We start from the raw sequence: 26,710 nt of genomic DNA, 5'->3' as shown, positions 1-26,710 counted from the left end.
CGCTAGCCTCCGGGCGCGGCGGCTTCCTGGACAATCAGGAAATCCACGACCTCGAACATGCGCGGCGAGCGCACATCGTACTTGCCGTTGACGATCACCGCCGGCACGCCTCGCACCCCGTAACGCTGTGCCAATTGGTTACCACGGCGCAACTGGGTCTCGGTCTGAAACGAGGAGTAGGCCTTGCGGAAGGCATCCTGATCGACTCCGTGCTCGGCGAAGAACGCCGCCAGGTCATCTTCGTCCTTCAGCTTGTGCTGATGCATGGCCTCAAACAAGGGCTCATGAATCCGGTCCAGCACACCCAAAGCCTCGGCGGCATAGTAGGCGCGGGCGCCAAGCTCCCAACTTGCGCCAAACGCGACCGGAATCCGCACGAAGGCGACGTTGTCGGGCTTGTGTTTCAGCCATTCCCGCACACTCGGCTCCAGGTCGAAACAGTGTGGGCAACCGTACCAGAACATCTCGATCACTTCGATTTTGCCGGGCGTATCTGTTGGCACCGGCGTCGATAGACGCACATAATCCTTACCCTCCTCAAACGGCGGCGTGGCCGGATCGGCGGCGTGGGCAACGGCCAGCGGCAACGCGCAAGCCAGTATGATCGGCAGCAGGCGACGAAATGGGTTCGGCATCGCGGGAATTCTCTCGATTTCGGTTGACGGAAACGGGGTGGCGGACCGGCTTTACAGCGTGCCGTAGGAATGCAGCCCCGACAGAAACATGTTGACCCCCAGAAAAGCGAACAAGGTCACGAGTAGGCCGATCACCGCCCACCAAGCCATCGGCGTACCGCGCCAGCCCTTGGTCAACCGCAGGTGCAGCCAGGCTGCATAGTTTAGCCAGACGATCAGTGCCCAGGTTTCCTTGGGATCCCAGGACCAGTAACCACCCCAGGCCTCGGCCGCCCATAGCGCACCAAGAATGGTGGCGATGGTGAAGGCGGCGAACCCCAGCGCGATGGCTTTGTACATGACATCGTCCAGCAACTCCAGCGGTGGCAATACTCGCGCCAGCAAGCCATCCGGCCAACGCGCCTCGACGCCGGATCGCAGCAGGTAGGCCACCCCGAGCATCGCCGCCAAGGAAAACGCGCCGTAGCCGATGAAGTTGGCCGGCACATGGATCTTCATCCAGTAGCTCTGCAAAGCCGGAATCAGTGGTTGAATGTGCTGGGCTTCGCGGTCGAAGGTATACCACAGCAGGAAGGCAACGGCTCCGCTGATCACCAGCAGGGCGAAACCACCCATGGCGCGAGTACGGTGGCGATCCTCGTAAAAGAGATAGAGCAGCGCGGTAATCAACGCAAACAGGATGAACACTTCGTACAAATTGCTGACCGGGATGTGCCCGATGTCGGCCCCCAGCAGATAGGATTCGCGCCAACGCACCAGCAGGCCGGTCAAACCCATGATCGTCGCCGTCCAGGTCAGGGCGGTCGCGGTCTTGCCGATGAAGTCGGAACGGCCGAGCAGCGCGACGAAATAGGTGACGGTGGCCAGTACGTACAAGGCGCTCATCCACATGAACGCGACCTGGCTTTCCAGAAAGTATTTGAGCCAGAAATCGCTGTGGCGCAACGCGTAATCCGCGCCGTAGCGCCACAGCGCCAGCGTCGCCAGCACCGCCACCGCCAGGGCGAGCAACCGCACCGGTTTCCAGTACAGCCCCCAAGCGATCAGCCCCAGGGTGCTACCGGCCTGGATGGCGATCTCGTAGCCATCCATGTACGAGCGATAGAGCCACCAGACCAGGATCGAGCCGGCCGCCGCCAGCAGCATCCACAGACCGTCCCCGATCGTCAAACAGCGCCAAAAGGCCGGCTGCTCCCACTGCTCCAACAGCGCTTCGCGCGTTACCGCCATTGCCATTCCGCTCCTCTCATCGCTATCGCTACTTCGCTCCGGCATCCGCTGCTAGCGCGTCTGGAGACGGGATAGCGGACGGAGCGAATCGTTCTTCCTCGGATGGTCCCAGCCGCCGCTCGAACATCGCCCGCAACCCGGCGAACTCACGGGCAAATTCGGCTTGGCGGCGGTTGCCGGTCCCGGCCAGAATCAGCCGGGTCATCCCCTCCTCGATCGCCAGCCAAGCCCACACCCGGCGATGCGAAGTATAAAACATGATAAAGACACCGATGACCAATAAAGCAAAGCCGGTGTAGACCACGCTGACTCCACCACTGTGGGTAACCTGCAAGCCGGAAGCCTCCACCTGTTGAAAACCGCTCAGTTGCAGGTAGAAGGGCGAGGCATAGCTCGGCAGCGCGGACAGCGCCGACACGGCGTCGTTGAAAAAACGTCTCCTCGCGCTCGCCGACGCCATGCTCGACGTCGACCCCCTCCTCGCGCAGTACTTCGATGAAAATTTGGGCCAGGGTATCGCGCAGGATATTGAGATACAGCGCACTCGCCTCCCGCAGTCGTTCGGCCGGCACCACCGTCTTGGCCCGCTCCGCCACTGCGGCGGTTCCGCCCTGAGCGAACAGTTCGACCAAGCTCAACCGCACTCGTTCGAGGTCGCGGCGGTATTCCTGGCTCTCGTCCGCCACCGGCACGGCACGGGCCAGAATACCTTGTAGCCAGTCGGAATCGCGTAAGCGGGCGTTGAAGCGCAGGAAGCGTTCGGGACTGTTGTTCGGGTCTGCCGGAATATGCAGATAGGCGAATGGCTCTCCGGGCTGGGCCCGCATGCCGCTGATGAAAAACCAGCGGCCTTCCAGTTGCACCGGCGCCATGTAATTGAAGTACTCTCGGGCCTCGCCGGCCGCGTCGCGCAGCTTGAAGCCAATGCTGGGACCAAAGTTGCGGAACTTGCGCTCGCCGGGTCGGGCGTCGGGTTCCGGCAGCAGGTTGAACAGGCGGAAGTCGTCCAGCTCCAGGGTCAGCGCTCCATTCGAGCCGCCCACTTTCAGGGAACTGCCCACCGTACCCTTGGCTTCGGTCGGCTCCAGCCGGGCCACGGTCAACGGCCAGGCGCGCAGATCCAGCTTGGAGCCGCCGTCGCCGAAGTCGGACTGGTAAATCGAATAACCGCGATAAGTGAGCGGGTGGTTGACGCGGATGGTCGCTTCCATGGGCTGCTCGCCCAGATGCTCCCGATCATGGATAAGCACTTGGCTGACGAAAGATTTCGGCTGACCGGTATCGTAGTAGGCAACCTGGAAATCCTTCAGCTCGATAGCGAACGGCAGTTCCTGCAGCACAAAACCGTCGCGCGCGCGAACGAACACGAAATTGGCTGCGGCGCCCTCGGGCAGCATCACGTTGCCGCGAAATGCCGGCACCGCGCCGGGCGCCAGCCGGCTGGCCGGGGGGATGTCGCGGGCGGCCAGGTCGCGGGTTTCCAGCACGATCTCGCCGCGCCATTCCTTCAGTTTCAGCCATAGATTGCCATCCAGCAGGCCACCGATACCGATCATCACCACCGCGGCGTGCGTGAACAGATAACCGAGACGGTTGTAGCGGCCTTTCATCGCCGCCACCACTCGATGCTCGCCGCCATCGTGAGCGCGCCAGCGGTAGCCTCGCGCCCGCAGCACCTCGGTCACCGCGCTCTGCGTGGCGTCGAGGCCGTGATCCGACAGCCGCCACTCGGCGTGCTGGTGGAAACCGCGCAGCGAACGAGCCTGAACATTGGCGCGGAACCGCAGCATCTCCCGCAGCATCCCCGGCACCTGACGGTACAGGCAAACACTGGTGGACAAAATCAGGAACGCCAGGATACCGACGAACCAGCCAGCGCCGTAGATATCGTATAGCCCCAGCCGCCGGAACGCCTCGAACCAGAATGGCCCAAATTTGAGCACATAATCCGGATAAGCTTGGTTCTGCTGCAAAACCGTGCCGATCGCCGAGGCGACCGCCACCACCACCAGCAGAGTGATCGCCAGGTTCATGGAACCGAAAAATTCCAGCAACACCCAGCCCAGGGTACGGCGGTGATCGGATTGATGCGCGGCGGTTTCGTTCACGGTATGGTTCGGGAAAACGTGCGGGAAGCCTGTTCGACCCGACCGGGCGGCATCGGTTCAGGCATTCCGAACCGGTTTGAACCTGATCGCTGTCGAGGCCGGACGGCGTGACAGAAAAAAGGGTGGCCAAACGACCACCCTCATGCGAAACCGGCGGATATCCGGCTCGGCTCACCCAAGACTTATTGCAGGCCCTGCACGTAGGACGAAACCGCCTTGATTTGCGGGTCGGTCAATTTCGCCGCGATGACGCGCATCATCTGACCGGCGTCGTTGGAGCGCTCCATGGCGCGGAAGGCTTTCAACTGAATCTCGGCGTATTCCGCGTGCTGGCCGGCCAGCGCTGGAAATTTGGCGGCCGGATTGCCGGCACCGGTGGCACCGTGGCAAGCCGAACAGGCCGGAACGCCGCTGTTGAGATCCCCACCACGGAACAGTGCCTCGCCCACCGGCGCCAGAGCCGGATCGGCCGCAGCGCGGGTGACCTGCTGGGACGCGAAATAGGCTGACAGATCCTCCATATCCTGTGGGCTCAATGGCGCGACCATGCCGGCCATAATCGGGTTGGCGCGGGCTCCGCTTTTGAATTCCTGCAATTGCTTGAGCAGATAGTCGGTGCTTTGTCCCGCCAGTTTGGGATACTGGGGATTGGTGCTGTTGCCGTCCGGACTATGGCAAGCCGCGCAGGTGGCGGACTTGGCCTTACCGGCGGTGGCGTCGCCAGCGGCCAACACGGCGGTTGTGGAACCGAGCAATGCGCAGGTCGCGGCGATCACAACGAGTTTTTTCATTTTTGGAAGGCTCCTGTACGATGACGGTATTCGGTTCAGGCGACCTGCCGCCGGCGCGGAACAGAGCAACGCGGGCCGGTGGCCAAGCCTCGCTCGGCGGTAACGGAACTGGTGTTTGCCTGAATCGGTCCCGTCCCGAAAGCGGCAGTTTTATATATCAGTTTCGGCCTTTGAGTTCAATGAGAAACCCCAACGATACTACTTATATCTCCACCGGAGCCGTGCCGACCACCGGCCGCTGGCGTGGCGTCCGTTTTCTGTATAGCGTTAACGCCCTGGCCCAGCTTCCGCCCGATACCGGCCGGGAAGTGGCCTTCGCCGGCCGCTCCAACGCCGGCAAATCCAGCGCGATCAACCTTCTCACCAGCCAGCGGCAGTTGGCCCGAGTCAGCAAAACGCCCGGCCGGACCCAACTGCTCAACTTTTTTTCTGGTGGAGCCGGATCGCTACTTGGTCGATCTGCCGGGTTACGGTTATGCCCGGGTTCCCGACTCGATTCGCCGGCACTGGGGAGAACTACTGGAACGCTATTTGACCGGGCGCGCGGCGCTGCGCGGCCTGCTGCTGCTGATGGATATCCGCCATCCACTGACCGACATGGATCGCCAACTGCTGGACGGCTGCGCCGCTCGCGAACTGCCGGCGCACATCCTGTTGACCAAGGCGGACAAACTCAGCCGGGGCGCGGCGCTGGCGGCACTGGCCCAGTTGAAACGGCGGCTGGCAACGAATTATCCGGGCGCCAGCGCCCAGTTGTTCTCGGCGCTGACCGGCCAGGGCATCGGCGAAGCCCACGCACGACTGGATCACTGGTTGGGGTATCGGGACGAACCGTGAAAACACCTCAGCCTTCATGCGCCGAGGACGGGTCGGACCGAGTCCGCCACCTGTCGGCCAACAGACGCGCCCCCAATGCCCGACCGACCAGTTCGCCGGCCCGCCCCAGAAACAGCGTGCCGGCACCGGGATGGAAGCGCTGCTCGTCCCAACTACCCAGCGCCAGCAGTCCACGCCACCGGCCGTCGCCCAAGGGCACCAGCGCCGCCGAAGCCACCTGCGGCGCGCAATCGCCGAACAGGGCGGTGGCTTGCTCCGGACGCAAACGACCGCAGCGCGATTTGCCAACCTGCAGCAAGCCTTCGAACAGGGCGAGCGCCTCCGGGCGCAGGAATTCTTCCGCCCCCGAGCCGGCGACGAGCGCGGCTTCCAGACACAGGGCGACGCAATCGGCGTTGAATTCGTCCCGTAGTACCGCCTTTATGCGATACAGCAGCCCGTCCAATTCGTTCGGCGCATCCAGCAGGTCCAACGCCAACCGCTGGACCCGTTCCGCCAGCCGGTCGTTGTCGCGGGCGATGGCGACCAGTTCCAACAGTTTGCCATGCAAGCGCTGGCCACGCTCCCGCAACAAACGGTTCTGGTACTCCAGCAACGACACCGCCGGCTCGCAGGGATGAGGCACCCGCAGGCTCTCCACCAGGTCGGGATGACGGATGAAAAACTCGGGATGCTCGCGCAACCAGTTGACCACGACGCGCTCGATTTCCGTCGGACCCGGTACCGCCTGTTCGTCGCTCATCGTTCGATCCACCTTGCGGTTGGCCGCCTCGCGCTCATGGCTCGATCCAGCCTTCGAATACCGTTACCGCCGGTCCGGTCATGGTCACCGGCTCACCCTCGCCCGCCCAGTGGATATCCAACGCACCGCCGGGCAGCTCGACTCGCACGCTGGGCCACAGCAGACCCCACAACCGGCCGGCGACCACCGCCGCGCAGGCGCCGCTGCCACAGGCCAACGTTTCGCCGACACCGCGTTCGTAGACCCGTAGCCGAATCTGATCAGGCGCGATCACCTGCATGAACCCAATGTTGGCGCGTTGGGGAAAGCGGCCATGCCGTTCCAGCAAAGGCCCCAGATGGGCCACCGGCGCGCGCTCCACATCGTCCACTCGCAGTACCGCGTGTGGGTTGCCCATGGACACCACGCCGATTTCCAGCTCGATGCCGTCGGCGGCGATCGGATAGAGCGGCGCGCGCTCGGTGGCGAAAAAGGGCACGTCGGCCGGGTCGAGCCGCGGCTGACCCATGTCCACCGTCACCCGGTCGTCCGCTTGGATCGTCAAGCGCAGCAGACCGGTCGCGGTTGCCACGCACAGGTCGCTCTTGTCGCTCAGCCTCCGATCGCGCACGAAACGGGCGAAACAACGGGCACCGTTGCCGCACTGCCCTACCTCCCCACCGTCGGCATTGAAGATCCGGTAGCGAAAATCGGCATCTTCCCGATCGGAAGGCTCGACCAACAGAAGTTGATCGCAACCAACGCCAAAGTGGCGATTCGCGAGCCGGCGGATGTACTCCGGCGTCAATGCCACCGGCTGGCTGACGCCGTCGATCACCACGAAATCGTTGCCAAGTCCTTGCATCTTGGTGAAGTGCAGTTTCATCGCCTTAACCTCGACCAGATCAAGCGAATGTATTTTTATGATTCACAACATCAACTCCTCCCCGTCCATGCAATCTTGTACAAATCCAGCCGCCGGTCGCGGAAGTTGCGCACGCTGCCATGCATGCGCATCTCCTTGAGATTGTCCAGATCCAGATCGACGATCAGCGTCATTTCCGTATTCGGCGTGGCTTCGGCGGCAATGGCGTCGTGCGGGAACGCGAAGTCGGACGGGGTGAACACCGCCGCCTGAGAGTACTGCATGTCCATGTTCTCCACTCGCGGCAGGTTGCCGACACTGCCGGAAATCACGACGTAGCATTCGTTCTCGATGGCTCGGGCCTGCGCGCAACGCCGCACTCGCAGATAGGCGTTCTTGGTGTCGGTCCAGAACGGCACGAACAGAATCTGCATGCCCTGATCGGCCAGCAAACGCGGCAGTTCCGGAAATTCCACGTCGTAGCAGATCAAGATGCCGATCTTGCCGACATCCAGCTCGAATACCCTGAGCGAGTCGCCACCCTGAAGACCCCAGTAGGACCGCTCGTCGGGAGTAATATGCAGTTTGGACTGCTTATCCCAGGTACCATCGCGCCGGCACAAATAAGTGGCATTGTACAACACACCGCTGCCATATTCCGGCATGCTGCCGGCGATAATGTTGACATTATAGGCGACAGCCAACTGGGCGATGGCATCGCGCAGCGGTTCGGTGTATTCGGCCAGTTGCCGCACCGCTTCGGCGGTATTGCGCTGGTTGAACTGCGCCATCAGCGGGCCGTTGAAGAATTCCGGGAACAACACGATGTCGGTCTTGTAGCCCGCCACCGCATCTACGAAATATTCGACCTGTTGCAACATATCGTCCAGCGAGACAGTCTGCCGCATCTGCCACTGTACCGCCCCAACCCGCACCACCGACTTGCGGCCGCCGATCAGGACCTCTTTATCTTCGTAGTAGATGTTCAGCCATTCCAGCAGCACGGCGTAAGCCTGGGACTCGGTATCGTCGGGCAGATAGCCGGTCACGATCTTGCGCACATGGAAGTCGTTGGCCAACTGGAAGGTCAGGATGGGGTCCACCAGCTCCTTGGCCCGCACCTGCTCCACGTACTGCTGGGGGGTCATGTCGTGGGCGTACTTGCCGTAGCCGGGAATCCGGCCGCCGACGATGATGGCGCGCAGATTGAGCTTCTCGCACAGTTCCTTGCGGGCGTCGTACAACCGCCGACCGAGCCGCATGTCGCGATAATCGGGATGCACGAAGACATCCACCCCGTACAAGGTATCGCCGTTGGGGTCGTGGGTGGTGAGGTAGCCGTCACCGATGATCTGATTGTAGGTGTGACGATCACCATGGCGACCGTAGTCCACGATCAGGCTGATGGTGGCCGCCACTACCTTGCCATTGTCCTCGATGCAGATTTGCCCTTCCGGAAACCGGGCGATCTGGGAAGCGAACTGCTCGCGACTCCAAGCCCCGTCCATGCTGGGGTAGACCGCTTCCATGATCTCCTCGACATCGCCATAGTCGGACAGACGCAGGTTGCGTAGTTTCAGCCGGTGCTGGACCGGGTGTTCGAGGGTTCGATGCTGAATCGGGTTTTCGGAAGTTTGATCGGTCATTGCAAAATCGAGCTTGCGCGGTTAGAGGTTGGAAACGGCGGACGCGATCATGCCACCAGCCGGAGGTAGTCGCGGTAAATACAGCGATCCATCACCACGGTCAATCCAGCCGCTTGTGCCCGCAACGCCGCCGTTGAATCGATCACGCCATCCTGTAGCCAGAGGGCCGGCAGCTTCAGATCGATGCACTCGTCGACGATGGCGGCGACGTGGGAAGGATCGCGGAATACATCCACCAGATCCACCGGCTCGGGCAAATCGCGCAGACTCGGATAGACCTTCTCGCCCAATCCTTCCGACAAGGCGGGATTGACCGGGATGATGCGATAACCGAAACCCTGCAATGCCTTGGCGACCCCGTGGCTAGGCCGGCGCGGCGAGGCGGACAGCCCAACTACGGCGATGGTCTTGATACGCCTCAGGAGGGTGCGGATTTCATCCATGGAGGGATTGGTAAAACGGGAGTTCATGAAATCGGTTCCTTGTGGGACTTCCACGAAGCCAGCACCAGACCGTGAAACTGCGGACTCACGACCATACCGCTTCGCCGGCATACAACTCCGCCACCGTTTCCCGCTGGCGCACCACCTGGAAACGGCCACCGTTCACCATCACCTCGGCGGCGCGCGGCCGGGAATTGTAGTTGGAACTCATGGCGAAACCGTAAGCACCGGCGGAGCGCACCGCCAATAGATCGCCCGGCTCGATGTTCAATTCCCGGTCCTTGCCGAGAAAATCGCCGGTTTCGCAGATTGGTCCCACTACGTCGTAGCGATGCGGCTCACCCACCGCGCGTGGTTCGACCGGGATAATCGCCTGCCAAGCCGAGTACAGTGCTGGCCGCAACAGATCGTTCATTGCCGCGTCCACCACCGCGAAGCTCTTTTCGTCACCTTGCTTGAGCAGTTCCACCCGCGTCACCAGAATGCCGGCGTTGCCCACGATGGCCCGGCCCGGCTCGATCAGAATTTCGTGGGGCCGGTCGCGCAAGCGTTCCAACAGAGCGGCGGCATGCTCGGCCGGCAGCGGCGGCTCCTCGTCGCGATAGCGAATGCCCAGCCCGCCGCCCAAGTCGAGATGACGGATCGCAATCCCCTGCGCTTCCAGTCGCCCCACCAGCGCCAGCACCCGCTCCAGCGCGTCCACGAACGGCGCCACCCGAGTCAACTGCGAACCGATATGACAATCCACGCCAACGACTTCCAGATACGGCGAGGCGGCGGCCCGCGCGTAAACCGCCAACGCCCGCTCCACCTCAATACCAAACTTGTTCTGCTTGAGTCCGGTGGAGATATAAGGGTGCGTATCGGCGTCCACGTCCGGATTGATGCGCAGCGACACCGGCGCCCGCTGGCCTCGTTCCGCCGCCACGCGCTCCAACAGCGCCAACTCTGCTTCGGATTCGACGTTGAAACAGCGGATCTTCATTTCGAGGGCGTGTTCCAGTTCGTCACGGCGCTTGCCGACCCCCGAAAACACGATTTTTCCGGGATCGCCGCCAGCCGCAAGCACGCGTTCCAGCTCACCGCCCGACACGATATCGAAACCGGACCCCAGCCGAGCCAGCACGTTCAGCACCGCCAAGTTGCTGTTGGCCTTGACCGCGTAACAAACCAGATGGGGATGCTCACCGAAGGCGTGATCGAAAGCGCGCCAGTGGCGTTCGATCGTGGCGCGGGAATAAATGTAGCAAGGGGTGCCAACCGTCGCCGCGATGTCGGCGACCGGCACGTCCTCGGCATGCAACCGGCCGTCGCGGTATTCGAAATGGTCCATGATTCAAGGCTTCACGGTGGAGGGCTGCTCGGACGATGGCGGTTGCGGCTGGGGTTTGGGCAGATACAGCGGACCCTTCTGGCCGCAGCCGGCCAGCAACGCCACCAACAGCAACCCTGTCAGCACCCGTCCGGGGTGAAATCTAGGCATCGAGACAATATCCTGAGGTCGGACATGAAAATCGTCGTCAGTATAGCGCGCAATCGCCTGAACGACGTGGCTTGACAAGCCAGGCCGCTTTCCCCGGTAATGCCGCCTGACCGCCAATCCACGAGAATTGTTCATGACCGATATGCCTCTGACCACCGTTGAGATCGAACCCGCCGGCACCGCCCGCTCCAGCGTAATCTGGATGCACGGGCTGGGCGCCGATGCTCATGACTTCGAGCCCATCGTACCGGAACTACGCCTGCCATCGGAACTGGGCGTCCGCTTCGTCTTTCCCAACGCACCGATCCGCCCGGTCACGGTCAACGGCGGGATGCGGATGCGGGCCTGGTACGACGTGCTGAGCATGGATCTGCCGCGTCAGGAAGACCCCGATGGCGTGTACGCCTCCGAGCGGGCGATTTACGAGTTGCTCGAACGCGAAAAGAAACGCGGCGTCCCCACCGAGCGCATCGTGCTGGCCGGTTTTTCCCAAGGCGGGGCCATGGCCTTGCATACCGCGCTGCGTTATTCTGATCAATTGGCCGGCATTCTGGCCTTGTCCTGCTACCTTCCCCTGGCCAGCCAGTTGAACGGCGAACGGCGGCCCGCCAATCGGCAAACGCCGATCTTCATGGCCCATGGCGACTACGACGCCATCATTCCACTACGTTACGGCCGGCAAAGCGCCGAGTTGCTGGAGAGCTTGGCTTACCAAGTGGAATGGCAGGATTACGGTATGGGCCACGAAGTGTGCTGGCAGGAAATCCAAGATATCGCTGGCTGGCTGGGACGAGTGCTGGCCGTTTCCAGGGCTTGAACGCTCCCGACCAACCAGCTAGCGCTTCGGACTTCGCCCCACCGGCATAAAACCCGCCGGCTTGGTCCCGATCCACGCCGCAAAGCGGCGAATCGCCGGATGCGCCAGCAACGCTTCGCGGCTGTGGTAGCCCGCCGCCATTTCCTTCTCGCTGAGCACGCCATGAATATGATCGTGGCAGGGTCGGCAAATCCACAGAATGAGAGTGCGTGCTTCTTCACGCTCGAACAAGCGTTGGGTGCGCTTCTTGCGATGGCGGGTACGGGGAATCAAATGATGGCGAGTCAGCGCGGACATGAGCCTGCCGCACAACTCGCAACCGGGTGGTTTGGGCGGAATGCGGCGGAACCCGATCATGCCTGTCTTGGCCTCAAATCAGTTTCGGCACCCTGAAAACAAAAAGGGCCGGACAAAAGAGCGTCCGGCCAAAAAACCACCAAAGGAGGATGTGCAGCAGACTGAGGAGAAGCAAAGATGCCTGCTGCACGGTTGCAATTCTAGCAAAAAAATTTAGAGCAAACACACTTATTTTTCGTTGTTTTTCGGCAAAAAAACAACATTTTGATTTAGAAACAACAAGTTATAATTAATTTTTGTTGCACTACTGAAATATTTGCTCAAATTTAAGGCAGCTCCGGTAGCGCCGAATCATCGGATAACGCCAGTATTGCATCGATGAGCCGGTCCGGTTCGCGAATTCCGCCATGAACCATCAACATCCGCGCCTTGGCGATCAATTCGACCGGCGTCAACGACGCTTCGGGATCGCCCTTGGCATGAGTGCGTCCGACCGTGACCCGTTCGCCATCGCGCAATACGACTGTCACCGCGCTCCCCCAGGCCGAGGGATAAACGGCGGCATAGGGTTCGGCCACCCGCAGGGTCACCCGCCCGCGCAATGCCGCCAGCTCGGCCCGCGCCGGCTCGGCAAAAGCAGCGAAATCCACGGCATCCCGCGCCAGCGCCGCCGCCACGCAATGCTGCAACGAAAATTTGGCCTCGTAATCGCTCCGAGGCAGCGGCCGATCGCAAACCTCCAGCGCCGCCGGATAACTCTCCACTTCCACCCGCTCGATGGCGCCGACTGGGCAACGATGCCGTAATTCGCGAGCCGCGTCGATGGCCGGATGCGTATGCCGGCAGGACGGCCAGGGTTTGATCGAGGTAAGCAGCAACTGCCAGGGACCGTTCGGGTCGCGTGTCACCGCAGCGGGGTCGGCGTCGGGACAGGTGGCGGCAAACCAACCCTTGGCCCCTTCCAAGATGGCCGGCGGACCAGTGAAGCCGAACCGGGCCAGATCCGTCGCCAACACCCCCGCCTCCGCCGCCCGTCCGGCGTGCAGGTGCTTGGTCATCGTTCCGGTCTCCAAAAACTGCCACAGCCCGAAAGACTGCGCGCCGGCATTGCCCAGGGCGTGGACCGTGGCCGGCGGATCCAACCGCAACAACGCCGCCGCCGCCATGGCCGAACCATAGGGACCGCAGGTGGCGGTGTTGTGCCAAAGCCGATAATGGGTCGGACCAACCGCCATCCCCACTCGCGTCACCGCCTCGAATCCCCACAACACCGCCCTCAGCATGGCATGGCCGCGAATGCCTTCCCGCGCCGCCACCGCCCAGGCCGCCGGCACCACCACGCAACCCGGATGGACCACCGAAGTTCGGTGCAGATCGTCGGTTTCCAAAATGTGGGTCAGCGATCCCAACAGGAAAGCGCGCCGCGCGGCGTCGGCGATCGTGGTTTCGTCGGCCCAACGCAGCAGGATCGCGCCCGGTTCGGTCGTTCGCGCACCCAGCGCGTTGGCCATCGCATCCAACGTCAGCAACGCCGCCTGTTCCAAATCGGTGGCCACGACCGGTTTGTCGGTAATCAGTTCGGTCAACTGTTGGGTCAAGGTCGGTCCAGACATGGTTGTTCTCCCGTAAGGAACGAACTGGCCGCCGGACGTCGCGCCGGCGGCCAGTCACGTTCATGCTTTGCCATAAACTCAGCCACCGCGCGGAAAGGCGGCCAGGTCACTCCTTCCAGGGTCGCTCGCATTCCACGAAGCGCCGCCAGGACTCGGCGAACTGGTCTTCATGGACATCCAGCCGGCAACCATACCAACCATCGATCACCTGTCGGGCGGCGGACACCGTGTTCAACCGCGCCTCGTCCAGCAATCGCCGTGTGACCGCGATGTCGTTCATTACCCCAAGATCATCTTGCAGCTTGGCCAAGGCGCCCAGAAAGGGTTTGACCGACGGCACCGGGTAGAGGCTGGCGAAAAAATCCATCGCGTAGCGCAGTTCCTTGATGCGAATCCGCAGCGCGTGCCGCTCCTCGGCGGTCAACCGGGCAAAATCCTCGCCTCGCTTCAGCACTCGCCGATAATCGTCTTCCAACAGCGGGGTGGCAAACTTCAGCACCGGCCTGTCCAGGTGCTCTCGCTGCCGGTCAGTCAGGTTCTCCCGCCAGGCGCGGCAATCCAACCAGCCGGCAAACTGCTGCAACAGTAGGGGATAACGGGGTTCTTCCAGCGCCGCGCGTAAGCTTCGATAGTGGCTCCGACGGAGGGTCTCGGCCCTGGCCCGAAACAGATGCAGACCGCGCTTGCGGGGAAAGCGCGCGAACACCGGTAACATGCCTTCTTCCAGAAATACATCCCAATCGCGGGCTGGTCCCAGAAAACCGTTCAGCCAGCGGATACCCGCTACCAGTTCGGCGCTGACCTCACGCGGGATGAGCGGCCGAAAGATCTTGAGACCGGAGCGCAGTCGACGGAACGCCACTCGCATCTGATGGACACCCTCGACTTGCTCGTCCAGCACCGCCGGCCGGTTGGCCTCGGCGTGTGTCAGACAGGCGCCGACGATGGCGATGAAGGCTTCCTCGCTGGTGGTATCGACCGTCAGGGCGAGCGGACTGGCCTTGACGTGGGTGACGACTGGCACGCTCACGGACCGCAACTGCGGGTCAGCGTTCAAAGATCGGCCGCCGGGCGATGCCCTTGGGTTTACGCTTCTTCAAGCGCCGAGCCTCCTTTTGTCGGCGCTCGGCCAGTTCGATCAGTATCTGTTGGGAACCACGCGGATCATCGCCCTCGCCGGGCATGCGCTGAATGTAGGTGCCGTCGGACTGCATATCCCAGGCGTCACGCCGGTCGTTGAGTTGAATATCCAGAATTTGCTGCAATTCTCGCTGCAACTCCGGGAGATCCACCGGCGCCACCACCTCGACCCGACTCTCCAGATTGCGCTTCATGCAGTCGGCCGAACCAATGAAATATTCCTCGGCCCCTCCATTCAGGAAATGGTAAATCCGGGTGTGCTCCAGAAACCGGCCGACGATGCTCACCACCCGCACCTGCTCGGACAACCCCGCGATACCGGGTCGCAATCGGCAGGTATCACGAATGATCAAATCCACCGGGACACCGGCCTGCGACGCTCGATACAACGCCGCCGTGATGTCCTTGTCCTCCAGCGCGTTCATCTTGAACTGGATTCGCGCCGGCCGACCGGCCTTGGCATGTTCGCTCTCCCGCTCGATCTTGGTCAGCAGCGCCGGCTTGAGCATCTTGGGCGCCGGCAACAGCTTGCGGTACAGACGTTTGGGCACATAACCGGTGGTCAGATAGTTGAACAGCTCGGTCAGGTCCTCACCGATGGCCGGATCACAGGTCAACAAGCCCAGATCGCTGTACAGCCGGGCGGTACCGGCGTGATAGTTACCGGTACCGATATGGGCATAGCGGCGCAGACCATTGTAGTCGCGCCGCACCACCAGGATCACCTTGCTGTGCGTCTTCAGCCCCAGTACCCCGTAGGTCACATGGATGCCGGCCTCTTCCAGTCGGTTGGCCCAGCGGATGTTGGCCGCTTCGTCGAAACGCGCCTTCAACTCCACCACCACCGTCACCTGCTTGCCGTTCTGGGCGGCATCGACCAGATAATCGATGATCTTGGAATCTTCCGAGGTGCGGTACAGGGTCATCTTGATCGCCAGCACCTTCGGATCGAAGCTGGCTTCCAATAGAAATCGCTCCACCGAGGTCGCGAACGACTCATAGGGATGCTGCAACAGGATCGGTCCGACCTCGCGGATGATGTGGAAAATGCTGCGCTTGTCGCTCAGCTTGGGATGATCGAGTGGATGGTGCGGCGGATCGTGCAGGTCGGGTCGGTTGACGCCGACGATCTGGAACAGGTCGCGCAACGCCATCATGCCGTCGACCTCGAACACCTCGCTGGCTTCGTCCAGACCCAGTTCGGCGGCCAGCATGCCCCGGTGCACGGGGTCCATGTCCTTTTGTACTTCCAATCGAACGATGGGAGCGAACTTGCGCTCGCGTAATTCGGTTTCGATCATCACCAGCAAATCGTCGGCCAAGTCCTCGTCGCGCTCGGTGATGGCGTTGCGGGTGACGCGGAACAGCTCGCAGCCTTCGATCACCATGCCGGGAAACAGCAGATCGAGATTGTTGGCGACCACATCCTCCAGCGGTACGTACAGTTCCTCGTCGCCGACCTTGAGAAAACGCGGAATGCCGGAGCCGACCGGCACCTTGATCCGCGCCAGCCCGCTGGCATCGTCGTTGGGATAACGCACCGTCACCAGCAGATTGAGCGACAAGTTGGAAATGAAGGGGAACGGGTGCGCCGGGTCCATGGTCTGCGGCGTAACCAAGGGAAAGATGTTTTGCAGGTAGTACTCGCGCATCTGCTGGCGCTGTTCCTCGGTCAGCCGCTGGTGGCTGCGCAAAACGATGCCCTGCTCCTTCAGCAGACGATGCAACTCGGACGCCAGCAACCGCTGCTGCTCCACGATATCGCGCACCACCACCAGGCACTCGCTCACCTGCTGCTCGGGGCTACGGCCATCCACCGTCAGCTCCCGGACCCGCGCGCCGATCTGTTGCTTGAGGCCGCCGATGCGTTTCATGAAAAATTCGTTCAGATTGGAACCGACGATGGCCAGAAACTTGACTCGCTCCAGCAGCGGATTACGCGCGTCCTGGGCTTCGTGCAGCACCCGCTGGTTGAAGGCCAACCAGGTCAGCTCGCGGTTCAGATACCATTCGGGGGCGTCGGGATCGATCGCGGGCGGTGACGGCGCGACCGTCTCCTCGACCGTGATTTGTTCGTCGTGCCGCTCGCGACGCGCGCGCGGTTTACTTTCCACGGTTTCGGCGTCATGCGCGACGGATTCGGTGGATTCGGTCATGGCAAACATACCTTCCAGATTTTCATTTTGGTGGTTTCGGTTGACCGGCAAGCGCGGTCTCCAACCGCTCGCAGAGCGTGCGTAGCACTTCGACGCGCGCATGGCGCTTATCGTTCGCTTCGATCAACGACCACGGCGCCTGATGGGTGCTGGTTCGCTCCACCAGATCGTTGACCGCCAGTTCGTAATCGGCCCAACGCTCGCGGTTGCGCCAGTCCTCATCGGTCAGTTTCCAGGCCTTGTAGGCGATTTGCTCGCGCTCCTTGAAGCGCTGCAACTGCTCGTCCGGGGTGATGTGCAACCAGAACTTCACCAGTACAATGCCGCTTTCCACCAACTGCGCCTCGAAGTCGTTGATCTCGGCGTAGGCGCGTTGCCATTCACGGGTGCCGGCGAAGCCCTCGATCCGCTCCACCAGCACCCGCCCGTACCAACTGCGGTCGAAAATGGTGACCCGGCCGGCGCGCGGCAGGTGCCGCCAGAACCGCCACAAGTAATTGTGCGCGGCTTCTTCGTCGGTGGGCGCGGCGATCTGGATCACCTGATAGTCGCGGGCGTCGAGGGCGGTGGTGATGCGGCGGATGCTGCCGCCCTTGCCGGCGGCATCCCAACCCTCGAAGACCAGAATGGTGGAAATCCGCCGCTCCCGAGCCGCGCGCTGCAGTTGGTTCAGTTGACTCTGGTAGCGCTTCAAGCCGGCGGTGTAGTCTTCCTTGGACAGACTCTTGTCCATGTCCAACCGTGACAAGATGGTGACCGGCGGCAGGCCCGACTCCGACGGAAACGGCTCGGGCAGGTGAACGGCGGCACCGGCCGCTTGCGTCTTGGCCTCTTCCAGCCGGAAGCGGATGGCATCGCGGATGGCGATCGCCACCGAAATGCTCCGGTAGCGGGCGTCGTAACCTTCGACGATCTTCCAGGGCGCCAAGCCGGTGCTGGTCTTCATGATCGTGCGTTCGGCGGCGGCGACGAACTGATCGTACAGTTCCCAGTGTCGCCAGTCGCGCTTGGAAATTTGCCAGTGCAACAGCGGATTCTTTTCCAATTTGCGCAAGCGCTCCTTCTGCGCGTCCTTGGACAAATGCATCCAGAATTTCAGGATCAGCGCGCCATCGTCGGCCAGGGTTTTCTCGAACGACTTGATCCGCGCCAGCCGCTCGTCGAACTCGGCCAGGCCGACGCGGCCGTAGACATGGTCGAGAATCGGCACCGAATACCAGGAGCTGAGAAACAAGGCGATGCGTCCCTTGGGCGGCAACTCCCGCCAGAACCGCCAGTATTCCGGGCGATCGCGCTCCTCGTCGGAAAGCTCGCCGAAGGCGCGAGCAACCAGCCAACGAGAATCCATCCACTCGTGCAGCTTGTTGACCGTTTCGCTTTTACCGGCGCCGTCCACTCCGGCGAATACCACGATCACCGGAAAATCGGCCTCCCGCAATTCCATCTGCATCATCAGCAACTCCTGCCGCAACTGGGGGATCTGTTGGTGATAATCCCCTTTGGGCAGCTTGCGTTGCAGTTCGGCGGTTCTGAACATCGTGACCTCTTACAGGCTGGGAGCGAAACCCAACGGGCGGGCCGGATTTACCGGACGGCGTCCACCGGAATATTTTATTTTCTCTAGACGATTCAGCGTATTGATTCCAGAAAGGCCCCGCGCGGGCTTGCGGGGCGCGCTCGCAAACGTGTAGTTCGCGCGGATTATGTTAATCTTAGTTCCATCAACCGACAGACGCTCGACTCTCCCGCTTGAGTCAAGACGGCCGCCCGGTCGTCACTTACCAATGACTAAGCTTTTCGATAATAAAAGGAGAACCTGATGAAGCGGCTGCTATTGGCCGGTTTGGTTCCGGTGGCCTTGGCGCTGGCCGGACCCGCCCAAGCGGATATCTACGCCTTCGTGGACAGTAACGGGGTACGGCATCTGAGCAACGTCCCCAACGACCCCCGCTACAAGCTGGTGATGCGCACGCCAGCCTACAGCAAGAAAGCAGCCCAGAGTTCCAGCTTCGCCCCCAGCAATCTGTACGGCCCTGGCGGCAAGCTGATCACTCCGCGCAACTACACCAGCCGTGCCAGCCGCGCCAGGCTATCCCGCACCGGCGAAAACAATCGCCAGCGCTACACGCCCGACGTCAATCGCATCGCCGCGCAATACCGGCTCGATCCGGCGCTCATGCACGCTGTCATCAGCGCCGAATCCTCTTACAACCCCTGGGCGGTATCCCCCAAGGGCGCCATGGGGTTGATGCAACTCATGCCGGGCACCGCCGAGCGATTCGGGGTGAGCAACGCCTACGATCCGGTTGCCAACATGCACGGTGGCGCTCGCTACCTGCGCTGGCTGTTGGACCAGTTCAACGATACCCGGCTGGCGGTGGCCGCTTACAACGCCGGCGAAGGCGCGGTGCAAAAATACGGCAACCAGATCCCTCCTTACAGGGAGACCCAAACTTACGTCGACCGCGTCTTGAGTTTCTACCAGCAATACCGAACCGACGGTCTCTATTATGCTGGCGCCAGCGGCGGCTCGTTGGCATTGAACAACGCCGGTGGATACTACCCAGGCCGAACCGGAGGGGGCGTGACCATCATTACGCCGCGCACTAACCGGACCATGCGTACCCCGCAAACCACCTACCTGCGCCCCACCGGCCAGCAGGTGATCGTCGGCAACAGCAGCACGCGCCGCCCCACGGTCACACCCAGCAATTCTCTGTTTGCCGGCAACGATCGATAAACGGTATAAACGGCCTGTCATTCCCGCAAAAGCACCGTTGCCCGATGGCGCTTTGGCGGGATTATTTCTCAGCCGCCCAGTATGGCAGGCTCTTATCCCTCCCCCCAGCTTTGATAAACCGAGCTCCATCTCACCACGACCGCCCGCGCCAATCCCCCGCAATGAGGGTTTTCCATCGCGGGAACCGTGGAACGCCCGAGAGAATCGAACTTGCGGGACGACTGCATCCAGGGCTTGTGCCCAAGATTTCACGCCGCTACCCGCTTCGCGCTATCTCCAAACTCATTCAAGTTGAAGAACCACCATGAAATTCACTTATTCAGGGTTGACCGATCAGGAAGCGGAAGCTTCCCGCGCCCAGCACGGTTCCAATGCCGTGGCCAGCCAGGAGGCTGAAACCTTCTGGGATAAGCTGCTGGGCAACCTGAAAGACCCGATCATCATCATCCTGATTGCCGCCTTGCTGATCACGGTCCTGCTAACGGTCTTTGGTTATGCCGAATGGTACGAAAGCGTCGGCATTGCCTTTGCGGTGGTGATCGCCACCTTCGTCGCCACCTGGTCGGAACACAGCAACGAGCAGTCTTTCCAGAAACTGCTGGAAGAAGCCTCGATGATCCTGGTCAAGGTGTTCCGTAACGGCCATCTAACTGAAATCTCGATCAACGATCTGGTCGTCGGCGATCACGTTCTATTGCAGCCAGGCGACACGGTTCCGACCGATGGTCTGCTCATCGCCGGCCATGCCGAAGTGGACGAAGCGGCATTGACCGGCGAATCGGAGCCGGTCAAGAAGACGGCCTTACCGGAAGGCGCCGATCCGGCGACCGATGCCGAAGAACACCGCTTGTTTCGCGCCGGCCTGCTGGTCGATGGCGAATGCGTGATGCGAGCCAGTGCAGTGGGCGACCAGACCCGCTATGGCCAGACCATGAAGGAACTGCTATCGGCCGAGGATCGCCTCTCGCCGCTGCAACACAAGCTTACGGTGCTGGGCGGGCATATCTCGACCTTCGGCTATGTCGGCGCTACCCTGATTTTCCTGGCCTTCATGTTCAACAACATGTTCCTGCAAGCCGAAAGTTTCGACGCTTACTGGGCACAGGCCAGCGGAGTGATCGTCAAGGATTTCGTGACGGCGGCGATTCTGGCGATCATCGTCGTGGTGGTGGCGGTACCGGAAGGCTTGCCGATGATGATCGCCATGGTGCTGGCGATCAACATGAAGAAACTGCTCAGCGTCAAGGTGCTGGTGCGCAAGTTGCTGGGCATCGAAACCGCCGGCAGCCTGAATATCCTGTTCACCGACAAGACCGGCACCCTGACCCAAGGCCGGCTGTCGGTCAGCGCCTTTCTCACCGGCGTGGGCGCGCGGTACGAAAAATTGGACGACATTCCCCAGACGCTGCGCGATACCACCGGGTTCGCCTTGCGCAACAACACCAGCGCGGTGATCGATGCCAGCGACCCGAACGATCCGAAAATGGTCGGCGCCGACCGCACCGAGCAGGCGTTGTTGCGTTTCGTGACACCCTATCTGGCGCAAACCGGCAATGTGGATATCGTCGATCTCATTCCCTTCAATAGCACTCGCAAATTCTCCGCCACGCAAGTCACCGGCGATCGGGCGTTGACCTTGGTCAAGGGTGCGCCGGAAGTGATTCTGCAAAACTGCGCGCGTTGTCTGGACGCGGAAGGCAATACCGTCGATCTCAGCGATCGCAGCACTCTGGAAGCGGCCATGCGCGAGCTGTCCTCGCGGGCCATGCGCCTGTTGGCGGTGGCGGTGAGCGAAACGCCGATCGACGACAGTAAGGCGCTGCCGGCCAATCTGACCCTGGTCGGCGTGTTCGGGATGCGCGACGAACTGCGTGAGACCTCCTATGCCTCGGTGAAAACCGCCAAGAACGCCGGTATCCACGTCATCATGATCACTGGCGACGCCAAGGAAACCGCCCAGGCCATCGCCAAGGACGTCGGTCTGCTGGAAGACGATCCACAGGCGATTGTCCTCACTTCGGCTGAGCTGTCCCAACTGTCCGATGAGGAAGTGAAACAGAAACTGCCGCATCTTTACGTAGTGGCGCGCGCCTTCCCGACCGACAAGAGCCGCTTGGTGAAGCTGGCCAAGGAATTGAATTTGGTGGCTGGGATGACCGGCGACGGCGTCAACGATGCGCCAGCGGTGAAAAACGCCGATGTCGGCTTCGCCATGGGCAGCGGTACCGAGATGACCAAGGAATCCGGCGACATCGTCATTCTCGACGACAATTTTTCCTCCTTGACCAAGGCGGTACTGTACGGACGCACCCTGTTCAAATCGATCCGCAAGTTCCTGATCTTCCAGTTGACGGTGAACGTCTCCGCCATCCTGGTGGTGTTCCTAGGCCAGTTCTTCGGCTTCGACCTACCACTGACCATGACCCAGTTGCTGTGGCTGAACATCATCATGGACACCTTGGCCGGGCTGGCTTTCGCCGGCGAAGCCGCGCTGGAACGCTACATGTTGGAGAAACCGATGCGGCGCGACGAACAACTGATCAATACCGACATGTGGTCGTCGATCCTGATCAACGGCGCGTTCATCGCCTTCATCAGTATTCTGTTCCTCACCAGCAACCTGACCCGGACGCTATTTTCCGGCGGCCACGAGATCGGTTCCGACGCGGCGCAAGCCAAGTTCCTGACCGCCTTCTTCGCCTTCTTCGTGTTCATTCAGGTCTTCAACACCTTCAACGCCCGTACCCAAGGGCTGAACCTGTTCGAACACCTGCTCGACAACCGCTTGTTCTCCATCATTATCCCGTCGATCATGGTGATTCAGATCTTCTTCATCACCTATGGTGGCGAGATATTACGCTCGGTCGGTTTATCGATGCAGGAATGGGTCTATGTGCTGCTGCTGGCCGTCGTGATCATTCCGGTCGATCTCGTGCGCAAGATCGCCCGGAATCAGTGGTTCGGCAACCCAGTGCGACTGGAAACCTGATGCAATCGTGAGTTCCGTGCTTGAAGAATGACTTTCGCGCCTGTCCCTCTCCCGTTGCCGGGAGGGGGATGTTCATACCTTTTCTACTCGTCATCGCTCTGTCTATCGGGCTCGGCGGCGATGTCGGCGCCACGGACTCTTGGCGAACACGGCGGGAAGCTTTTCAAATCGCCGAACAATCGCTGCAAGCGGGCGCGTCGGTGGACTATGCGGCGTTGCGTGACTATCCACTGTATCCCTACCTGCGTTACCGGGATCTTTCCCGGCGGCTGACGGAATTCCCAACGGTCGAAGTTCGGGACTTCCTGCAAACCTATTCCGATACGCCACTGGCCAATCGCTTGCGCAACGCCTGGTTGCGCCAACTCGCCAGCGCCCGCCGCTGGGACGATTACCTGCGCGATGCCGTTCCCGGCCGCGACCCGACTTTCGAATGCTGGCGGCGGCAAGCGTTGCTGAACGCGGGCCAAAGCGAAGCCGCCTTGCGGGACTTCGCCACGCTTTGGCGGCGCGGTAGTTCGCTGCCCAGCGCCTGCGATCCCGTGATCACGGTTTGGCAGGCCGAAGGCAATCCCACATCCGAACTCCGTTGGCAACGCTTCGCGCTGGCGATGACGGCGGGGGACATGGGGCTTGCGCGGTTTTTACGAGCGGACATGTCGGTCACCGACCAGGAGTTGGCGGACACTTGGCTGGCGGTCGCCGACGATCCAACCCTGGTTCTCGACGCTACCCGATTCAAGGCCGGCGATCCGCGCGTTCCCGCGATTCTGGCGGACGGCCTGAGTCGCTGGCGGCGGCGCGATGCGCTGGCGGCCTTGGCCGCGCTCGATACGCTCAAGGCACGCGACCTGTCGCTGGCTCCGCCGCTAGCCATCGAGGAGCGGTTACTGGCGCTGTGGATCGCCAGCGACTACCACCCAAGCGCACTGGCGCGATTGGCGGCCTTGCCGGAGACGGTGGTCGATCAGGATGTGCGGGAATGGCGAATCCGGGTCTGCTTACGACAAGGCGACTGGCCGGCGGCCCTGCATTGGCTCGATCGCCTGCCTCCCGAAGAACGCGATAGTCCGCGCTGGCAATACTGGCGAGCTCGGGCGCTGGAATCGCTCGGCCAGATCGAACCCGCCCAATCCATCTATCGGCGCATTGCCAATCAACGGGACTATTACGGTTTTCTGGCCGCCGATCGGCTCGGCGTCTCCTATGCCATGACCAATACGCCGCTGTCGGTTTCGCCCACTGAACTGGACGCACTGCTGGCCCGTTCCCCCGGTCTGCAACGGGCGCGGGAATTGTACATTCTGGGCCGCGAGTGGGAAGCCGACGCCGAATGGCGACAGGCCACCCAAGCGTTCGATCCAGCGACGCTCAAACAGGCGGCGCGACTGGCTCATCGTTGGGGGTGGTATCACCAGGCCATCATTACCATTGCCCGTGCCGAACATTGGGATGATCTGGAACTGCGCTTTCCGCTGGCTTACCACGACGAGGTCGTGGCAAATGCCAAGGCCGATGCCATGGACCCGGCCTGGATCTATGCGGTCATCCGACAAGAAAGCGCTTTCCGTGCCGACGCCCGCTCCCCGGTTGGAGCGCTGGGGTTGATGCAGATGATGCCCGCGACCGGACAGCAAATTGCCCAGGATTTGCAGGATGCCGTCGATATGCCCAACCTGCGCCAACCGAAGACCAATATTCGTTACGGCGCGCACTATCTGCGCCGGATGTTGGAACGATTGCAGGACAACCCGACACTGGCCACCGCCGCCTATAACGCCGGTCCCAACAAAGTGATGCAGTGGTTACCCGCCGACCATCCGGTGCCCGCCGATGTCTGGGCGGAAACCATTCCCTACCGGGAAACCCGAACCTATGTACAGCGGGTCATGGAATACGCCGCAGTCTATCGGCACCTGCTGGGCCTGGAAGGAGATCCAAAAACCACTCTTGGCGCCAGGATGAAACCGGTGCTACCGCCGGAACCCGACCGACAAGCTGGCTAGACATGCCACGGCGGCACCCCTAAAAATCGAATGGGGGTTGGGGAGATCTCCGCTCGCGCGTCGGCTACTCACTCATTCAGGCAAACCACCTGACGCTCACCGTGTCAGTGCCTGTGAGTCACTCCCTCCATCAGGACACGACTCTTGACTCGGGCACGAGTCAATCGAACTTGAAGTGGCTTTTCAATATTCCAAGAATTTTTTCGGGCGGCTGCGGATGACTGCAATAATGCCCCTGTATCTCATCGCAATCCAGCGCGCGCAAACCGGCTAACTGGCACTTCGTCTCCACACCTTCGGCAATGACACTCAAGCGTAAACTACGCGCCATGGCGATCACCGTGGCGGCAATGGTGTCGTGATTGGATTTACAGTCAATATCCTTCACGAAGGACTTGTCGATTTTCAGTCGGTCAAGAGGAAATCGCTGCAGATATCTCAGATTGGAATAACCCGTTCCGAAGTCGTCGATACTCAACGTGACTCCAAGCTCTTTGAGTGACTGCAAACATTCCAACAAGCCCTCTTGCATCAGTTGGCTTTCGGTAATTTCCAGCTCCAACAGTTCCGGTTGCAATCCGGTTTCTTGCAAGGCCGTTGCTATTCGCTTGAGGAAATGGGGATCGGAAAATTGCCGCGGCGACAGATTAACCGCCATGCGCAAATCAGAAAGTCCTTCCATCGTCTGCCAAGCGCGGGCTTGGGTGCAAGCGGTTCGTAGCACCCACTCCCCGATTGACACGATCAAACCGGTTTCTTCCGCGATCGGAATAAAATCGGCCGGGGATACCATTCCCAATTCCGGACTATTCCAGCGCAGCAATGCTTCCACTCCAGTAACTCGGCCGCTATCCAGTACAACCTGTGGTTGATAGTAAAGGGTCATTTCCTGATTTTGTAGCGCCTTGCGCAAATGGCTTTCCAGGACCAGGCGCTGGGTGGCGGCCACGTTCATCGAAGGGGAAAACATCTGATAATTATTCCGACCACGATCCTTCGCGTGGTAAAGCGCGGTGTCGGCATGCTTTAGAAGAACCTCCATATCATCGCCATCGTATGGATACAGGGCGATACCGATGCTACAACTGGTGAATACTTCCTTGTTATTCACCACGAACGGCTTGGCCATGACATCCAACACCCTGCGCGCCACCCGGGTCACCGCGTCGGTGTGATTGAACTCGGTCAACACGATGACAAATTCATCACCTCCGAGTCGGGCCAGCAAATCCTGAGGCAAAGGGGTATCCGGGCGAGCGATATAAACCTGATCGCTGAATCGCAGGCACTCTTGTAGCCGATTAGCCACCTGTTGCAGCAGCAAATCGCCTGCTCGATGGCCCAGCGAGTCGTTAATTCGTTTGAATTGATCCAAATCCAGGAATATCACCGCCAACAAGCACGAGTGCATTCGGGAGATTTCTATCGCTTCCCGCAAACGCTCCTGCAACATCAATCGGTTTGGCAAGTGGGTCAGATTATCGTAATAAGCCAGAAAGCGAATACGCTCCTCGGCACGCTTGCGATCCGATATGTCTTCGCGCAACCACACGAAATGGCTAATCGCGCCGTATGGATTTCGAATCGCGGAGATATGCGTGGACTCCCAGAAGAAATCGCCGTTCTTGCGGCGGCTGCACAATTCCCCCTGCCAGACACCACCATTGATGACCAACTGGCTCATGCGTTGATATTCTTCGGCGCTCAAGGTGTTGGTTTGTAGAAAATAGGGATTTTTTCCTCGAATTTCTTCCAGTAGATAACCGCTGACTTCGGAGAATTTTGGATTGGCGTACTCGATGACACCGTTGATGTCGGTGATCAGCACGGAGATCGGATTCTGTTCGATCGCGTAAGAAGCTGTGAAAAAACTCAATTACCTAAGCTACCTCTAAAGCAGTCCCTTGTAATAATACTCGTTCTTTACAAATTCTTCGCAGCATGAGTCGAATTGAGGCCATATAAACATGGCCCGTACTCGATGTGGGTTTCCGTTCGTAATCTTTGCTTAAGCGGCGAGATCGCCCGAGCCAAGCAAAGGTTCGCTCTACAACCCATCGCCGAGGTAAAACCTGAAATCCCTTATCCGTTTTCTTTTTTTTCAACAACTTCAAAAATGCAGTCAAACTGTTCCTTGACCCATTGAACAAACTTTTCACCTCTATAACCACCATCCGCCCAGATTTTTTTGAC

At 60.8% G+C, this 26,710-nt stretch carries 21 protein-coding genes and 3 pseudogenes; 6 read left to right on the top strand and 18 right to left on the bottom strand.

All coding sequences use genetic code 11. The features are described 5' to 3' along the window. Positions 1-2: 2 nt before the first annotated feature. The 5 genes and pseudogenes from E4P82_RS09120 to E4P82_RS09100 all read right to left on the bottom strand — a co-directional run bounded on the left by E4P82_RS09120 (position 3) and on the right by E4P82_RS09100 (position 4,764). Positions 3-635 (bottom strand): thiol:disulfide interchange protein DsbA/DsbL, encoded by a 633-nt coding sequence (locus E4P82_RS09120; RefSeq protein WP_169248589.1) that lies wholly within the window; start codon positions 633-635, stop codon positions 3-5. A gap of 51 nt (positions 636-686) precedes the next feature. Next, positions 687-1,865 (bottom strand): c-type cytochrome biogenesis protein CcsB, encoded by a 1,179-nt coding sequence (gene ccsB / locus E4P82_RS09115; protein ID WP_169248588.1) that lies wholly within the window; start codon positions 1,863-1,865, stop codon positions 687-689. Between the two features lie 28 nt (positions 1,866-1,893). Further along, positions 1,894-2,325: a cytochrome c biogenesis ResB family protein gene (locus E4P82_RS21995; protein WP_246327465.1), complete on the bottom strand. Its 432-nt coding sequence runs from the start codon at positions 2,323-2,325 to the stop codon at positions 1,894-1,896. A 205-nt stretch (positions 2,326-2,530) separates the two neighbouring features. Next, positions 2,531-3,898 (bottom strand): annotated as a pseudogene (locus tag E4P82_RS09105) (cytochrome c biogenesis protein ResB); the annotation flags it as partial. A gap of 257 nt (positions 3,899-4,155) precedes the next feature. Beyond that, positions 4,156-4,764 (bottom strand): c-type cytochrome, encoded by a 609-nt coding sequence (locus tag E4P82_RS09100; RefSeq protein ID WP_169248586.1) that lies wholly within the window; start codon positions 4,762-4,764, stop codon positions 4,156-4,158. 179 nt (positions 4,765-4,943) lie between these two features. Between E4P82_RS09100 and yihA the strand changes: the two are divergent. Next, a pseudogene (yihA, locus tag E4P82_RS09095) lies at positions 4,944-5,601 on the top strand (ribosome biogenesis GTP-binding protein YihA/YsxC). A gap of 7 nt (positions 5,602-5,608) precedes the next feature. On the opposite strand, the gene E4P82_RS09090 reads toward yihA, so the two are convergent. Genes E4P82_RS09090 through lptM form a run of 6 tightly spaced genes read right to left on the bottom strand, consistent with a single transcriptional unit; the run spans position 5,609 to position 10,759 of the window. After that, positions 5,609-6,343, bottom strand: coding sequence for a DUF484 family protein (locus E4P82_RS09090; RefSeq protein ID WP_169248585.1), 735 nt, complete (start codon positions 6,341-6,343; stop codon positions 5,609-5,611). A 34-nt stretch (positions 6,344-6,377) separates the two neighbouring features. After that, positions 6,378-7,208, bottom strand: coding sequence for a diaminopimelate epimerase (gene dapF, locus E4P82_RS09085; protein ID WP_169248584.1), 831 nt, complete (start codon positions 7,206-7,208; stop codon positions 6,378-6,380). Positions 7,209-7,258: 50 nt separating this feature from the next. Continuing rightward, positions 7,259-8,833, bottom strand: coding sequence for a bifunctional GNAT family N-acetyltransferase/carbon-nitrogen hydrolase family protein (locus tag E4P82_RS09080; protein ID WP_169248583.1), 1,575 nt, complete (start codon positions 8,831-8,833; stop codon positions 7,259-7,261). 47 nt (positions 8,834-8,880) lie between these two features. After that, entirely contained in the window at positions 8,881-9,303 is a 423-nt protein-coding gene (locus E4P82_RS09075) for a CoA-binding protein (RefSeq protein WP_169248582.1), read from the bottom strand. Positions 9,304-9,361: 58 nt separating this feature from the next. Continuing rightward, positions 9,362-10,609, bottom strand: a complete 1,248-nt coding sequence (gene lysA, locus E4P82_RS09070) for a diaminopimelate decarboxylase (protein ID WP_169248581.1) — start codon at positions 10,607-10,609, stop codon at positions 9,362-9,364. 3 nt (positions 10,610-10,612) lie between these two features. Continuing rightward, the gene (gene lptM, locus E4P82_RS09065) at positions 10,613-10,759 is read right to left on the bottom strand and encodes an LPS translocon maturation chaperone LptM (RefSeq protein ID WP_169248580.1); all 147 of its coding nucleotides are present in this window, start codon (positions 10,757-10,759) and stop codon (positions 10,613-10,615) included. Between the two features lie 133 nt (positions 10,760-10,892). On the opposite strand from lptM, the gene E4P82_RS09060 reads away from it, so the two are divergent. Next, positions 10,893-11,576, top strand: a complete 684-nt coding sequence (locus E4P82_RS09060; protein WP_169248579.1) for an alpha/beta hydrolase — start codon at positions 10,893-10,895, stop codon at positions 11,574-11,576. Between the two features lie 18 nt (positions 11,577-11,594). Here E4P82_RS09060 and E4P82_RS09055 read toward each other — a convergent pair whose 3' ends face one another. Beyond that, positions 11,595-11,933 carry a hypothetical protein gene (locus tag E4P82_RS09055; protein ID WP_169248578.1) on the bottom strand — a complete coding sequence of 113 codons (339 nt, stop codon included), beginning with the start codon at positions 11,931-11,933 and terminating at the stop codon, positions 11,595-11,597. Between E4P82_RS09055 and E4P82_RS21480 the strand changes: the two genes are divergently transcribed. Then, positions 11,872-12,090 carry a hypothetical protein gene (locus E4P82_RS21480; protein ID WP_211203089.1) on the top strand — a complete coding sequence of 73 codons (219 nt, stop codon included), beginning with the start codon at positions 11,872-11,874 and terminating at the stop codon, positions 12,088-12,090. The genes E4P82_RS09055 and E4P82_RS21480 overlap by 62 nt on opposite strands. 109 nt (positions 12,091-12,199) lie before the next feature. Here the strand turns inward: E4P82_RS21480 and E4P82_RS09050 are convergent, their stop codons facing one another. The 4 genes from E4P82_RS09050 to pap form a co-directional block, all read right to left on the bottom strand. Then, complete coding sequence (locus E4P82_RS09050) at positions 12,200-13,486, bottom strand: MmgE/PrpD family protein (protein WP_169248577.1); 1,287 nt, start codon at positions 13,484-13,486, stop codon at positions 12,200-12,202. Between the two features lie 106 nt (positions 13,487-13,592). Continuing rightward, the gene (locus E4P82_RS09045) at positions 13,593-14,516 is read right to left on the bottom strand and encodes a CHAD domain-containing protein (protein WP_169248576.1); all 924 of its coding nucleotides are present in this window, start codon (positions 14,514-14,516) and stop codon (positions 13,593-13,595) included. A gap of 16 nt (positions 14,517-14,532) precedes the next feature. Further along, on the bottom strand, positions 14,533-16,782 hold the full coding sequence (gene ppk1 / locus E4P82_RS09040) for a polyphosphate kinase 1 (RefSeq protein WP_169248575.1): 2,250 nt from the start codon (positions 16,780-16,782) through the stop codon (positions 14,533-14,535). Positions 16,783-16,804: 22 nt separating this feature from the next. Next, complete coding sequence (pap, locus tag E4P82_RS09035) at positions 16,805-18,319, bottom strand: polyphosphate:AMP phosphotransferase (RefSeq protein ID WP_169248574.1); 1,515 nt, start codon at positions 18,317-18,319, stop codon at positions 16,805-16,807. Between the two features lie 282 nt (positions 18,320-18,601). Between pap and E4P82_RS09030 the strand changes: the two genes are divergently transcribed. The 3 genes from E4P82_RS09030 (at position 18,602) to E4P82_RS09020 (ending at position 24,517) form a co-directional block, all read left to right on the top strand. After that, positions 18,602-19,522, top strand: coding sequence for a lytic transglycosylase domain-containing protein (locus E4P82_RS09030; protein WP_169248573.1), 921 nt, complete (start codon positions 18,602-18,604; stop codon positions 19,520-19,522). A gap of 304 nt (positions 19,523-19,826) precedes the next feature. Beyond that, the gene (locus tag E4P82_RS09025) at positions 19,827-22,511 is read left to right on the top strand and encodes a calcium-translocating P-type ATPase, PMCA-type (protein ID WP_169248572.1); all 2,685 of its coding nucleotides are present in this window, start codon (positions 19,827-19,829) and stop codon (positions 22,509-22,511) included. Positions 22,512-22,579: 68 nt separating this feature from the next. Then, a complete protein-coding gene (locus tag E4P82_RS09020) occupies positions 22,580-24,517 on the top strand; it encodes a transglycosylase SLT domain-containing protein (protein ID WP_169248571.1) in 1,938 nt (645 codons plus the stop codon). A gap of 160 nt (positions 24,518-24,677) precedes the next feature. Here the strand turns inward: E4P82_RS09020 and E4P82_RS09015 are convergent, their stop codons facing one another. After that, complete coding sequence (locus tag E4P82_RS09015) at positions 24,678-26,393, bottom strand: putative bifunctional diguanylate cyclase/phosphodiesterase (RefSeq protein ID WP_281383670.1); 1,716 nt, start codon at positions 26,391-26,393, stop codon at positions 24,678-24,680. 4 nt (positions 26,394-26,397) lie between these two features. Beyond that, positions 26,398-26,631 (bottom strand): annotated as a pseudogene (locus E4P82_RS23980) (transposase); the annotation flags it as partial. Positions 26,632-26,710: the final 79 nt, after the last annotated feature.

The organism is Candidatus Competibacter phosphatis, from assembly GCF_012939995.1.
GTDB classification, from domain to species: domain Bacteria; phylum Pseudomonadota; class Gammaproteobacteria; order Competibacterales; family Competibacteraceae; genus Competibacter; species Competibacter phosphatis.
This window is presented reverse-complemented; position numbering and strand designations above follow the sequence as displayed.

Excerpts from the sequence above, each read along its gene's own strand:
- ccsB (WP_169248588.1), bottom strand. The coding sequence starts at position 1,865 with ATGGCGGTAACGCGCGAAGCGCTGTTGGAGCAGTGGGAGCAGCCGGCC.
- E4P82_RS09080 (WP_169248583.1), bottom strand. The coding sequence starts at position 8,833 with ATGACCGATCAAACTTCCGAAAACCCGATTCAGCATCGAACCCTCGAA.
- lysA (WP_169248581.1), bottom strand. The coding sequence starts at position 10,609 with ATGGACCATTTCGAATACCGCGACGGCCGGTTGCATGCCGAGGACGTG.
- lptM (WP_169248580.1), bottom strand. The coding sequence starts at position 10,759 with ATGCCTAGATTTCACCCCGGACGGGTGCTGACAGGGTTGCTGTTGGTG.
- E4P82_RS09030 (WP_169248573.1), top strand. The coding sequence starts at position 18,602 with ATGAAGCGGCTGCTATTGGCCGGTTTGGTTCCGGTGGCCTTGGCGCTG.
- E4P82_RS09020 (WP_169248571.1), top strand. The coding sequence starts at position 22,580 with ATGTTCATACCTTTTCTACTCGTCATCGCTCTGTCTATCGGGCTCGGC.
- E4P82_RS21995 (WP_246327465.1), bottom strand. The coding sequence starts at position 2,325 with ATGGCGTCGGCGAGCGCGAGGAGACGTTTTTTCAACGACGCCGTGTCG.
- E4P82_RS09060 (WP_169248579.1), top strand. The coding sequence starts at position 10,893 with ATGACCGATATGCCTCTGACCACCGTTGAGATCGAACCCGCCGGCACC.
- E4P82_RS09050 (WP_169248577.1), bottom strand. The coding sequence starts at position 13,486 with ATGTCTGGACCGACCTTGACCCAACAGTTGACCGAACTGATTACCGAC.
- E4P82_RS21480 (WP_211203089.1), top strand. The coding sequence starts at position 11,872 with ATGAGCCTGCCGCACAACTCGCAACCGGGTGGTTTGGGCGGAATGCGG.
- E4P82_RS09025 (WP_169248572.1), top strand. The coding sequence starts at position 19,827 with ATGAAATTCACTTATTCAGGGTTGACCGATCAGGAAGCGGAAGCTTCC.
- E4P82_RS09090 (WP_169248585.1), bottom strand. The coding sequence starts at position 6,343 with ATGAGCGACGAACAGGCGGTACCGGGTCCGACGGAAATCGAGCGCGTC.
- dapF (WP_169248584.1), bottom strand. The coding sequence starts at position 7,208 with ATGAAACTGCACTTCACCAAGATGCAAGGACTTGGCAACGATTTCGTG.
- E4P82_RS09075 (WP_169248582.1), bottom strand. The coding sequence starts at position 9,303 with ATGAACTCCCGTTTTACCAATCCCTCCATGGATGAAATCCGCACCCTC.
- pap (WP_169248574.1), bottom strand. The coding sequence starts at position 18,319 with ATGTTCAGAACCGCCGAACTGCAACGCAAGCTGCCCAAAGGGGATTAT.
- E4P82_RS09120 (WP_169248589.1), bottom strand. The coding sequence starts at position 635 with ATGCCGAACCCATTTCGTCGCCTGCTGCCGATCATACTGGCTTGCGCG.
- E4P82_RS09100 (WP_169248586.1), bottom strand. The coding sequence starts at position 4,764 with ATGAAAAAACTCGTTGTGATCGCCGCGACCTGCGCATTGCTCGGTTCC.
- ppk1 (WP_169248575.1), bottom strand. The coding sequence starts at position 16,782 with ATGACCGAATCCACCGAATCCGTCGCGCATGACGCCGAAACCGTGGAA.
- E4P82_RS09055 (WP_169248578.1), bottom strand. The coding sequence starts at position 11,933 with ATGATCGGGTTCCGCCGCATTCCGCCCAAACCACCCGGTTGCGAGTTG.